The 11,654-nt window shown below is 69.3% G+C and carries 10 protein-coding genes; 5 read left to right on the forward strand and 5 right to left on the reverse strand.

Annotated features, from left to right (window positions below; translation table 11 throughout):
- Position 1: 1 nt before the first annotated feature.
- Together ABZS69_RS08630 and ABZS69_RS08635 are read right to left on the reverse strand one after the other, a co-directional pair.
- Positions 2-751, reverse strand: coding sequence for an ABC transporter ATP-binding protein (locus ABZS69_RS08630; RefSeq protein ID WP_355368686.1), 750 nt, complete (start codon positions 749-751; stop codon positions 2-4).
- A gap of 48 nt (positions 752-799) precedes the next feature.
- Positions 800-1,945 carry a nitrate ABC transporter substrate-binding protein gene (locus ABZS69_RS08635; protein WP_355368688.1) on the reverse strand — a complete coding sequence of 382 codons (1,146 nt, stop codon included), beginning with the start codon at positions 1,943-1,945 and terminating at the stop codon, positions 800-802.
- Between the two features lie 361 nt (positions 1,946-2,306).
- Here ABZS69_RS08635 and ABZS69_RS08640 point away from each other — a divergent pair, with 361 nt between their 5' ends.
- Together ABZS69_RS08640 and ABZS69_RS08645 are read left to right on the forward strand one after the other, a co-directional pair.
- Entirely contained in the window at positions 2,307-3,116 is an 810-nt protein-coding gene (locus tag ABZS69_RS08640; protein WP_355368690.1) for an SAM-dependent methyltransferase, read from the forward strand.
- A 312-nt stretch (positions 3,117-3,428) separates the two neighbouring features.
- Positions 3,429-3,914 carry a hypothetical protein gene (locus ABZS69_RS08645; RefSeq protein WP_355368692.1) on the forward strand — a complete coding sequence of 162 codons (486 nt, stop codon included), beginning with the start codon at positions 3,429-3,431 and terminating at the stop codon, positions 3,912-3,914.
- On the opposite strand, the gene ABZS69_RS08650 is transcribed toward ABZS69_RS08645, so the two are convergent.
- Genes ABZS69_RS08650 through ABZS69_RS08660 form a run of 3 tightly spaced genes read right to left on the reverse strand, consistent with a single transcriptional unit; the run spans position 3,907 to position 7,957 of the window.
- The gene (locus ABZS69_RS08650; protein ID WP_355368694.1) at positions 3,907-5,019 is read right to left on the reverse strand and encodes a LacI family DNA-binding transcriptional regulator; all 1,113 of its coding nucleotides are present in this window, start codon (positions 5,017-5,019) and stop codon (positions 3,907-3,909) included. The genes ABZS69_RS08645 and ABZS69_RS08650 overlap by 8 nt on opposite strands.
- Positions 5,004-6,959, reverse strand: coding sequence for a glycoside hydrolase family 36 protein (locus ABZS69_RS08655; RefSeq protein WP_355368696.1), 1,956 nt, complete (start codon positions 6,957-6,959; stop codon positions 5,004-5,006). Before ABZS69_RS08655 ends, ABZS69_RS08650 begins: the two co-directional genes overlap by 16 nt.
- An 11-nt stretch (positions 6,960-6,970) precedes the next feature.
- On the reverse strand, positions 6,971-7,957 hold the full coding sequence (locus ABZS69_RS08660; RefSeq protein WP_355368698.1) for a hydroxyacid dehydrogenase: 987 nt from the start codon (positions 7,955-7,957) through the stop codon (positions 6,971-6,973).
- Positions 7,958-8,289: 332 nt separating this feature from the next.
- On the opposite strand from ABZS69_RS08660, the gene ABZS69_RS08665 reads away from it, so the two are divergent.
- Genes ABZS69_RS08665 through ABZS69_RS08675 form a run of 3 tightly spaced genes read left to right on the forward strand, consistent with a single transcriptional unit; the run spans position 8,290 to position 11,652 of the window.
- Positions 8,290-9,186, forward strand: coding sequence for an ABC transporter permease subunit (locus tag ABZS69_RS08665; RefSeq protein ID WP_355368700.1), 897 nt, complete (start codon positions 8,290-8,292; stop codon positions 9,184-9,186).
- Positions 9,183-10,052 (forward strand): carbohydrate ABC transporter permease, encoded by an 870-nt coding sequence (locus ABZS69_RS08670; protein ID WP_355368702.1) that lies wholly within the window; start codon positions 9,183-9,185, stop codon positions 10,050-10,052. The genes ABZS69_RS08665 and ABZS69_RS08670 overlap by 4 nt, the downstream gene beginning before the upstream one ends.
- A 28-nt stretch (positions 10,053-10,080) precedes the next feature.
- Positions 10,081-11,652: a DUF3502 domain-containing protein gene (locus ABZS69_RS08675; RefSeq protein WP_355368704.1), complete on the forward strand. Its 1,572-nt coding sequence runs from the start codon at positions 10,081-10,083 to the stop codon at positions 11,650-11,652.
- Positions 11,653-11,654 lie beyond the last annotated feature (2 nt).

Below are 11,654 nucleotides of genomic sequence, written 5' to 3' on the forward strand. Positions count from 1 at the left end.
GTCATGCGGTAGCTCCCCGCAGCCAGGCCGACACCTGGGCGGCGATGCGCGCGAAGTCGGGGTCGAAGCGCAGCTCGGGTGGGCGAGGATAGGGGAAGGGCACGTCGCAGGTGCCGACGATCCGACCCGGCCGTTCGGACAGCACGATGATCTTCGTGGCGAGGAAGACGGCCTCGCCGACGGAGTGGGTGACGAACACGGCGGCGAAGCGGCGTAAGCCGAACAGCCGCAGCAGCTCCGACTGCAGCCGCTCCCGCGTGATCTCGTCCAGGGTGCCGAACGGCTCGTCGAGCAGGAGCAGATCGGGCTGAACGGCGAGCGCGCGGGCCAGCGACGCCCTCATCCGCATCCCGCCCGACAGGGTGCGCGGCCGGTGGTGCGCGAAATCGGCCAGCCCCACCAGGTCGATCGCCTCGTCCGCGCGCCGCCGCCGCTCCGCCCTGGACAGCCCGCGCAGCTCGCCGAACAGCTCCACGTTGGCGCGGACGGTGCGCCACGGCAGCAGCGCATGATCTTGAAAGACATAGCCCACGGAGGCGGTCTCCCGGCGCACCGAGCCCTCCGTGGCCTCGGTCAGCCCCGCGGCCAGGCGCAGGAGAGTGCTCTTGCCGCACCCGGAGGGGCCGACCACCGCGACGAACTGGCCGGGGGCGACGGTCAGATCGACCTTGTCCAGCGCCCGCGTGCCGTCCTCGTAACGCTTGCCCGCGGCGGAGAACGACAGCGCGGAGGTGGCGGCCTGACCGAGCACCCGGACACTAGACCACATCGGACTGGACACGGGCAACACGCCGATCGTTCAGCCGGCGCTGTAGCCGATCTTCGGGTCGATGAAGTCGTTGGTGACCACGTCGGCGGGACTCAGACCGTCCTTCACCGGCTTGTTCTGCCCGGCGAAGATCGGCCTGGTGATGTCGATCAGCCGCTGGACGCGGGCGGTGTCGAAGTTGCCGACGGTGGTGTCGGGGCCGTTGCCGGCCAGCTTGAGAGCCTTCATCTGCTCGACCGAGAACTCCGAGCTCGGCTTGGTGTACTGCGTGGCGACCTTGTAGTCCTGGTTGAGCCGCAGGGTGAGATCGATCGTGGGGCCCGGCTGCGCCAGCACGTCGACCTGTGCCTGCTGGAGGATGGGGACGAGCTTGCGCAGGCACGGCGTGAGCTTCTGCCGGTCAGCCGGACGGATCACCAGCGGGGGGCCGTAGTTCGGGTAGCCGGCGTCGTACACGAGCTGGTACTTCACCGGTTTACGCCACTGCGGCACGTCCTTCTCGTAGATGTAGGGCTCGGCGTTGGCGTAGCCGGCCACCGCGGCCTTGCCGCCGGCGGCGACGAAATGCGACGGGGAGCCGTCGTACGAACCGTCCACCTGGCTGCGCTTGAGCAGCCCCGCCCCCACCAGGTACTCCATGTAGGTGTTGCCGCCGAAGTAGAGCACTTTCGCGTCCGTCCGGCCGATGTCCTTGATGGTGTTGAAGGCGGGGTAGGTGGCCGGGTCCCACAGGATGATCTGCGGGTGGATCTCCATCAGGGCCATGACCGCGAGGGTCGGCTGGGTGGCCGACATCTGGATGCCCTCGTCCATGCCGCCCAGGACACCGAGGGTGATGTCGGTGTCGGCGTACAGCTGCGCCGACGGCTGGGTGAAGCCGATCGCCGGCCCGCCCGCCCGCAACTCCAGCTTGACCCCCGTGTCCTTGCCCCGGACCACCAGCGGCGCGCTCACCCGCTTCTTGGCGGCGTCGACGGTGGGGTTGGCGCCCAGGAGGTGGTACATCCCGCCTTCGACGGTGATGTGCGGCGTCCATTGGGTCTGCACCACGATGGTGGCCGGGCAGACGCCGCGCAGGTCGGTCGGATCGTTCGCGTCCCCCGCCGCCGCCGGTTTCTGCTGGGGCGGCTGCTGCGTGCCGGTGCACGCCCCGAGGAGGAGGAGCAGCCCGATCATGGCTGCGGTCCCGGTCGTTTTACGTCCCGCATGCCGTGTCCGGCGCACGCGCATGGTGCCATCCTTCCGATGGGGCGGCGATTGAATATTCGCAGCAGAAACCATGTCAAGCGCTGATCCGATATTTCTGGTTCTGCACGAACGAAGAATATTTTTCCGGAACTTACCATGATTTGTCGGACGCTCGACATTTCAACGGAGCGTATCCGGGTGAAACACCCTCGGTGGGTGGTTTGTCCAGTCGTGTGAGATTTGGATTCGGGAGAAGTGCGCTAATGACGACTTCCGTGGCAAATGGGTATGATCATCCCGCGGGTACGTCGCCGCCGGCGAACCCATGCTCAAGCCTGGAGACCTCTGAATGACGACAGACAACTCGACGACGAACCGGTGGCCGCCGGAGATCGACACGACCGTGGCCCACTCGGCGCGGGTCTGGAACTACTGGCTGGGCGGCAAGGACCATTACGCGGTGGACCGAGAGGTCGGCGACCGGTTGAGCCGGATAAATCCCGACATCGCCCTGACGGCCCGCGCCGACCGCGACTTCCTCCGCCGCTCCGTGCGCCATCTGGTGGCCGAGGCGGGGGTACGGCAGTTCCTGGACATCGGCACCGGGCTGCCCACGGCCGGCAACACGCACGAGATCGCCCAAGGTCTGGCCCCGGAGACCCGCGTGGTCTACGTCGACAACGACCCCGTCGTCCTCGCGCACGCCAAGGCCCTGCTCGTGGGCACGCCGGAGGGCAGGACCAACTACATCCAGGCCGACCTCCACGACCCCGGCGCCATCCTGAGAGCGGCCGCGGACACGCTGGACTTCACCCAGCCGATCGCGATCATGCTGCTGGGGATCGTGCACTTCGTCGGCGACGACGCCGAGGCGTACGGGATCGTCAAACGCCTGCTCGACGCCGTCCCCTCCGGCAGCCACCTCGCGATCGTGCACATCACCGCGTACTTCAACCCGAAGGCGAAGCGCGAGGAGGTGCGCCACTGGAACGAGCACGGCACCCCGAAGCTGACCATCCGCACACCCGAGCAGATCGGGCACTTCTTCGACGGGCTGGAGGTTCTGCCCCCCGGCATCGTCTCCACCACGCGGTGGCGCCCCGACATCGACGACGTCCCGGAAGTGGACGGATTCTGCGGAGTCGGCAGGAAGCCCTGACGCCGCCCCGCCGCCCTCGCCGGGCCTTCCGCCCGGGCTTCCCCGGGCCTTCCGTGCGGGTTTCCCGCCCGAGCCTCCCGCCCGGGCTTTCGCCCAGGCGGCGGTGAAACTTTCACGGAGGGGAATCGGCGCGCGGTGCGCCGCGGCCGCCCCATAACCGCCGGTGAAAGGAGAGACCCGCCCCTTTATCAGCGGGGCGTCCGGCCGCCTTAACGCCTGCCCGATTCCGGCCCGACGAATCCTCTAGTGGACGGTCCGACGGCCGCCAGCGCAGGGTGAGGCCACGCCACGTCAGACAGAAGGGGGCGGGAATTGTTATCCGACATCCTGCGACGCCGCACGGGAAGGCTCCTGACCGCCGTGCTCGCACTGCTGGCCGCCGTCGCCGTGACGGTCGTGCCGGCCCACTCGGCCTCCGCCGCCACCCGGGTCCCGATTTTCCTGGAAGTACGCGGTGACAGCAGCCAGAAGCTGGCTGGCATCTACGGCTGGATCGAGTTCAACGACAGCACGACGTACACGTACCAGTTCTACCTGTGCCGCGAGTCGAGCTACAGCGCCGCCGGCGGGTACGTAAAGATCAACGACCGTGCGACCCTCCGCGCCTCGTACAGCCTGAACTGGGGCGACACGACGATCCCCGAGTGCAGATATCCGGCCCAGTTGTACGGCGCCACGGACTACGTCGGCAGCACCGTCAGGAACGTCACGGTCGAGGTGGAGGGCGTCAATTTCAACGGCCAGAACCAGGCCACCTGGAAGAAGGACTGGTTCACCTACGACAACCCCTTCAACTGACGATCCTGTCGCCCACCGAGCCGCGGACCACGATGTGCGTGCCCAGGATGACGTGCTGCGGCTGGCCGAGGTCCAGGGCCAGCCGCACGGCGGTGCGGCCCAGCTCCTCGGTGGGGATGTGCACCGTGGTGAGCCCGGGGACGAGGTCGGCGGCGAGCGGGATGTCGTCGTAGCCGGCGACCGACACGTCCTCGGGCACGCGCAGCCCCGCCTCGCGCAGCGCGGCCAGCACGCCGGCGGCGACCATGTCGGTGCCCGCGAAGATCGCGGTGAACCCGGTCCCGGCGGCCAGCAGCCGCCTGGTGGCGTCGTAACCGGAGCCGCGGGAGAAGTCGCCGGGCAGGACGAGGCCCGGATCGCAGGGGACGCCGAAGTCCTCGTGCGCGCGGCGGAAGCCGGCCACGCGGTCGATCTTGGTGGTGCTCTGGTCGTCGGCGGTGGCGGCGCCGAGATAGACGATCCGGCGGTGGCCGCGCGAGAGCAGGTGGCTGGTCATGGCGTACGCGCCGGCCTCGTTGTCGTACTCGACCACGGTGGTCGGCACGTCGTCGCCGAGCGGCGGGCGCCCGCACAGCACGAGCCGGGAGCCCGCCTTGTCCAGGGCGTGCGCGAAGTGGGACATGCGCGCGCGGTAGGCGTCGTCGGCCGAGCCGCCGCCGACCAGGATCACCGCGTCGGCGCGCTGCTCGCGCATGGCCTCGACGACCGCCAGCTCGCGCGCCGGGTCGCCGTTCGTGGCGCACACCAGGCACAGCCGGCCCTCCTCGGTGGCCTGCTGCTCGACGCCCTTGGCGACGTAGGCGAAGGAGGGGCCGGTGACGTCGTCGAGCACGAACGCGACCATCTTGGTGCCGGCCCCGGACAGGGCGCGGGCGTGCACGTTGAGGACGTAGTCGAGCTCGCGCATGGCCCGCAGCACGCGGGCGCGGGTGGACTGCGCGACCGGGTAGTCCCCCTTGAGCACCCGGGAGACGGTGGACGCCGAGACCCCGGCCCGGGCGGCGACGTCGCGGATGGTGGCCCGCTCGGGGTCGTCCACGGGAACGCCCCTCGGCACCGCCGCCTCCTCCATGGCCTTCCGCGGCGGCGTCATCTTTCGGGGCAAGGCGCACCTTTCACCAGACGGAGCAGTGCCGCGGAGTACGGCTCGGGCAACACCACGCGCAGCGTGCCCGCCTCCCAGCCGGCCTCGGCCGCGGCCGGGAAGAGCGGAGCCACGCGGTAACCGGAGGGCCAGGGCAGCTCGATCGTCGCGGACGGCCCGCCCCTGCGCCACACGGCGAGGTAGGCGACGTCCCCGCAGTCCACGGCCAGGGCGAGCCGGTCGTCCTGCCAGCCGGGCAGCCCGAGCGGCCAGCGCGGCAGGCCGTGCGCCAGCTCGCCGCGGTAGGACTTGTAGACGCCGATCGCCTCGGCGACCTCGGCCAGCCGGTCAGGGGGCAGCAGGTCGAGCCGGCCGCTGAGGTGGATGCGGCCGAGCATTGCGGTGACCATGGACCAGGCGACCCGCTCGCCGGGATAGGCCCACATCGCGCCCTGCTCCGGCGGCACCGCGGCGGGCGCGGCGGCGGCGATGGCGGGCAGCAGCAGCTCGTCCTGCTGGTCGGTGAGCGAGGCGATGGAGTGCCTGGCCAGGGTGGCGCCGTCCAGCCGCATGCCGCCGGCCGCGCAGGACTCGATCACCAGGCCGGGGTGGCGGTCCAGCACGCGCTCGACCCACTCGAGATAGGCGCGGTTGTGTTCGAGCAGCCGGTCGGCCGGGCCGATGTCGATGTTGTAGTCGAACTTGAAGTAGCCGATGCCGTGGTCGCGGACCAGCCGGTCGACGACGGCGTCGAGGTGGGCGACGGCGGCCGGGTGGCTGAGGTCGAGCTGGTGGCGGCCCCACTCGGCCAGCCTGGTCCCGGCCCGGCGCAGGAACGCCTCCTCGGGCAGGGCGACCTCGCTTCGTACGCCGATGACCTCGGGCTCCAGCCACAGCCCCGGGACCATGCCGTGGCCCTTGATCGCGTCGATGACCTCGTGGAGCCCTCCGGGGAAGCGCACGCTCGACGGCTCCCACGCGCCGACCGTGTCCCACCACCCCGGCACGCCGCCGTCGCCGGGCCCGGCCAGCGAGTCGTCGTACCAGCCGGCGTCGATGCAGAAGTACTCCGCGCCCGCCCGGGAGGCGGCCTCGACCAGCGGCAGCAGGCGCTCGGTCGAGGGGTCGCCCATCAGGCAGTTCATGAAGTCGTTGAACACCACCGGCAGCTCGGCGTTGTCGCGATGCGGCCGGCGGACGGCCCGGCGGTAGGCGGTCAGGGCGGCGACGGGGTCGTCGGCCACGGTGAACGCGGCGGTCGCGCCGGTGAAGCTCTCGCCCGGCGCCAGCCGGGCCGACCAGCCGTGCTCGCGCAGGGACGGCCCCGACAGCGCCAGGTAGACGTCGTCGAAGCGGTCGGCCAGCTCGGCGTGCCAGGGGCCGTTGTGCTCGATCTGCCAGGCGAGCGTGCCGCCCGCGCACTCCAGCCGGCCGGTCGGCAGGTGCTCGGAGGAGGGCCACGAGCCGGTGCTGGTGAACGCGACGCGGTTCTTCGTCCCGGTTTGACCGAAGCGCGTCATGCCGACGTCGTGCAGCTCCAGCGGCCGGCCCGACCAGCGGAACTCGCCGCTCCACGGGTTGCGCGCGCTCCACACCGTCAGGTCCCAGGGCAGCCCGGCGAACGCGAAGCTCGACACGTGCTCCAGGACCAGCTCCTCCGTCGCGGTCACCGTCGACCAGCAGCGGATGACCTGATCGATCGCCTGGAAGACGGTCGTCACGCGGACGCCGTCGCCGCCGGAGCGGATCGTCAGGCGGTCCTCCTCGGCGAGGTGGCTCTCGTGACGCAGCCTCAGCCCGTCCACGTGCCGCTTGCCCGCCGTGCCGCTCCGGCCCCTGCCGGTCACCTCGATCTGCGTCACCGGCAGCGCCGAACGGCCGTCGCCCTTGAACGGGCCGATCGCCAGCAGCCGCGGCGGAGCGCCGGCGACCAGCTCGAAGACGAGGTCGTGCCAGGTCACGGACGGCTCCATCACGCCACCCTGTCCAGGTCGTCGGGCGTCACCCGGTGCGCCAGCGGCAGCCCGGCGAGGAGCCGTTCCAGCTCGTCCAGGGCCACGCCGCCCATCCGGGACAGCTCGTTGCCGTGCGAACCGGCGATGTGCGGGGTGAGGAAGGCGTTGGGCAGGTCGAACAGGGGCGAGTCGGGCTGCAGCGGCTCGGGCTCGGTGACGTCGAGGATCGCCGACAGCCGTCCGGACTTCAGCTCGGCGATCAGCGCGTCGGTGTCGACCAGCGACCCGCGGGCGGTGTTGATCAGCATCGCGCCGTCCGGCATCAGCGCCAGCCGCGCCCGGTCGAGCATGTGCGCGGTCTCGGGGGTGGCGGGAGCGTGCAGGCTGACGATGTCGCTGCGGCGCAGCAGCTCCTCCAGCGACTCCTGCCGTACGCCGGGAACGCGGGTGTAGGGGTCGTACAGGCACAGGTCCAGGTCGTACGGCGCCAGCAGTTCGAGCACCTTGCGGCCGATGCGGGAGGCGCCCACGATGCCGACCGTGCGGCCGTTGTTGCCGATCCGGGGCTCGATCTTGGCCAGGGTGAAGGAGCGTTCGCGCCGGTAGCGCTCGTTGAGGGCGAAGACCCCCTTGCCGGCCAGCAGGATCGCGCCGACGGTGTACTCGGCCACCGGCACGGCGTTGGCCTCCGCGGCCGAGGAGACCAGCAGGCCGCGGTCCCACCAGGCGGGGCTGATCATGCCCTTGACCGAGCCGGCGGCGTGCAGGACGGCGCGCAGGCGCGGGGCGGCGGCCAGCAGCGCCTCGTCGATCGGCGGGCAGCCCCAGCCGGTGATGAGGATCTCGACGTCGGCCAGCGCCAGGCGTGGATCGTCGAACCGCTCGGCGACCAGGGCGACGTCGATGTCGGCCAGCGTGTCCAGCCGTCGCAGCAGGGGCGCGGGGAAGAGCAGGGCGAGATGTTCCTCGCGCATGGCGAACAACGCCTTCGGGCGTGGGGACACGGGGGAAGCCCTCCATTCGATAGAGACCGGTTTCTAAAGTAGGAGCGCGGCCTCGCATGGTCAACGGTCAATCCTTGATCGATCTCGAAAGAGCGTCCTACCTGGATTTCCCGGTTCGCCGACGTTGATGTGTAACGTCTCTGTAACGCAGCCTTGAACGTGTTGGTCGCTCGGACGTAGCGTTCGCAGCGACCGGTTTCTATCAACCGCCACCTGCTGCCGCCTGAGACGGGACTTCGGTGATGAGCACGCTACAGACGAGGCAAGAGCCTCAGACGAGACCGCCTTCCGGGCCGCCGGGCGGGCGCCGCGTCCGACGCAGGGCGGCCCGCGTGAACTGGACGATCGGGCTGCTCGCACTGCCGGCCGTCGTGTTCTTCGTGGTCTTCAGCTACCTGCCGATGTCCGGCCTGGTGGTGGCGTTCAAGCAGTTCGACGTGAACCTGGGGATCTTCGGCAGCCCGTGGAACGGGCTGGACAACTTCACCTACTTCCTGGAGTCGGGGGACGCGGCGAGGATCCTGTTCAACACCCTTTTCCTCAACATCCTGTTCCTGGTCGCGACGCTGGCCGCCGGGATGATCCTGGCGATCATGCTGAACGAGATCCGCAGCACCTTCTTCAAGCGGGTCTCCCAGTCCGTCGTCTTCTTCCCCTACTTCGTCTCCCCGGTCGTGATCAGCATCATCCTGCAGGTGCTGCTGGCCGGGGCCTCCGGCGGCGGCGGGGCGGTCAACGACGCGCTCGGTGGCCTCGGCTTCCCCGCGGTCGACTGGTACACGGAGCCGGGACCGTGGCCGTGGATCCTCACCGTGGTGAAGATCTGGCAGCTCGGCGGCTATCTGAGCGTCATCTTCCTGGCCGCGATCACCGGCATCCCCGAGGAGGTCTACGAGGCCGGGATGATCGACGGGGCCTCGCGGGCCCAGATGGCCTGGCGCATCACGCTTCCGCTGCTGAAGCCCACCGCGGCGGTCCTGCTGGTGCTGGGCGTCGGCCGGATCTTCTACGGCGACTTCGGCACCATCTACGCGATCGTCGGGGACAACGGCACCCTGTTCGACAGCACGGACGTCATCGACACCTACGTCTTCCGCGCCCTGCGCCAGCTCGGCGACTTCGGCACCACCGCCGCGATCGGCCTGTTCCAGTCGGTGGTGGGTTTCGTCCTCGTGGTGATCGCGGTGCTGATCCAGCGCAAGTACTCGAAGGAGACCAGCATCCTATGAGCGGCAAGAAGAAGCTGGAACCGTTCACGATCGTCAGCATCGTCGGCGTCTCCTTGGCCGTGGTGGCCTGCGCGATCCCGTTCTGGATGATCATCTCGGGGTCCCTCACCAGCGAGTCCCAGCTGGCCACGACGGGGTACAGCCTGTTCCCCGCCGCCTTCGACCTCACCGCGTACAAGATGATCTTCACGGGTCCGGCGGTGCTGGACGCCTACTTCGCCAGCGTCTTCATCACGGTCGTGGGCACGGCCCTGTCCCTGGCGGTGACCTCGGGGCTGAGCTGGGTGATCGCCCGCCGGCTGCCCGGCATCAGCCGGCCGCTGACGGTCTTCGCCTACCTGCCGATGTTGTTCTCCGGCGGCCTGGTGCCCCTGTATCTGCTGGTCACGCAGTATCTGAAGCTGCAGAACAGCTACTTCTCGGTGATCCTGCCGCTGCTGGTCATGCCGTTCCTGGTCTTCGTCCAGGTCAGCGCCTTCCGCCAGCTGCCGGAGTCGATCTTCGAGTCGGCCAAGATCGACGGTGCGGGCGAGCTGCGCATCTTCTTCACGATCGCGATCCCGCTGTCCAAGCCGATCCTCGCCGTCGTCGGCCTCTTCTACGCCGTGCACTACTGGAACGACTGGTTCATGGCGCTGCTGTTCATCGACGACGTGCACAAGTTCCCGCTGCCGCTCGTGCTGCAGAACCTCATCTCCAACATCTCCTTCACGCAGATGCTGCCGCAGCTGGCGGAGGCGGCCACCCCCGTCTACCAGCTCCGGCTGGCTCTCACCACCGTCGCCATCGGCCCGATCCTGCTCGCCTACCCCTTCGCCCAGCGCTACTTCGTCAAGGGCATCACCCTCGGTGCCACCAAGGGCTGAGTCCGCTCCCCCCACCTCAGGAGTTACCGTGTCCCACTCCATCATCTCGCGGCGCCGGCTGCTGGCCACCGGCGGCGGCCTGTCCCTCGCCGCCCTCCTCGCCGCCTGCTCGGACGACTCCCAGAAGCCGCAGGGCACCGGCGGCGCCCAGACCTCCGGCGCGCTCGCGCTGAGCCTGCTGCTCCCCGGAGACGTGCCGGTCGGCTGGGACGGCGTCCTGGCCGAGGTCAACAAGAAGCTCCAGGCCGACCTGGGCTTCACCATCAAGCCGCAGTTCATCCCGTGGACCAGCTACGGCCAGCAGGCGCTGCTCAAGTTCACCGCGGGGGAGAAGTTCGACACCGCGCTGCAGGCGCGCTGGCTCAACATGACCCAGCTGGCCGCCAGCGGCTCGATCGTCGAGCTGAGCAGCCTGCTGTCCAGCGGCAAGTACCCCAACCTGACCGCCACGATCGACCCGAAGATCGTCGAGCTGAACCGGTGGGGCGGCAAGCTCTACGGCCTGCCCCAGATCAACTCGGTCGCCCGCTTCCATCACTTCAGCATCCGCCAGGACCTGGCGGACAAGCTCGGCATGAGCGACATCACGGACTTCGCCGGGCTGGAGAAGTTCTGGTACGACGTCAAGCAGAAGAACAAGGACATCATCCCGATCGGCGTCAGCTCCCGGATGCCCAAGCTGCTCGTGGCGTGGAACCCGGTCGGCTGGCTCAACCCCTACATGTGGGACAACCCCGCCATGAGCATCGCCTCCTTCACCGGCGACTCGCTCAACTTCGTGCTGGCCGCCGACGGCAAGCAGACCGGCTCGTCCAACCCGATCCCGTGGTGGGAGGCCCCGGGCATGGTGGACGCGCTGCGCAAGATCCGCAAGTACTACCAGGACGGGCTGATCAACAAGAACGCCCTCACCCTGGACTCGAAGGCGCTGGACTCCCAGTTCAAGGCCGGCCGCGTCGCCACCGGCTGGGCCATGACCGACGGCCTGTCCTCCACGGCGCTGCCCGAGCTGACCAAGAACGTGCCGGGCGCGATGATCGCGAACGTGATGCCGCTCAAGGGCGGCGAGAGCGCCAAGCCGTACCAGACCTTCCAGAGCGACAACTTCGTCGTGCTCAACGCCAAGGGCCAGAGCAACGAGAAGGCCATGCAACTGCAGGACTGGGTGTCGATCAAGGAGAACCACGACCTGCTCAACTACGGCATCCCCGGCAAGGACTGGAACCCCATCGGCGAGGACAAGTACGAGCAGCTGACCACCTACACCTTCCCCGGCTTCGCGCTCGCCTGGCGGGCCAAGCTGGAGCGCCGGGTCAAGGACATGACCGAGTCCGAGGCCAAGTGGTTCGGCTGGGCGCAGGACATCGACAACTTCACCGTCGACCCGTACGCCAGCTTCGTCCCCGACCCGGAGCCGATCAAGCGGGAGAACACCCAGGTCACCGCGGCCATGACGCAGTTCGCCAACCCGCTGTTCATCGGCGCCGTCGACGTCGACCAGGGGCTGGACAAGCTGAAGAAGGCGCTGGAGCGGGCGGGCCTGGCCAAGGTCCAGGCCGAGATGGCCAAGCAGGCCGACGCCTACCTGAAGGGTCAGTGACC

The organism is Nonomuraea sp. NPDC005650, from assembly GCF_040605375.1.
GTDB lineage: Bacteria > Actinomycetota > Actinomycetes > Streptosporangiales > Streptosporangiaceae > Nonomuraea.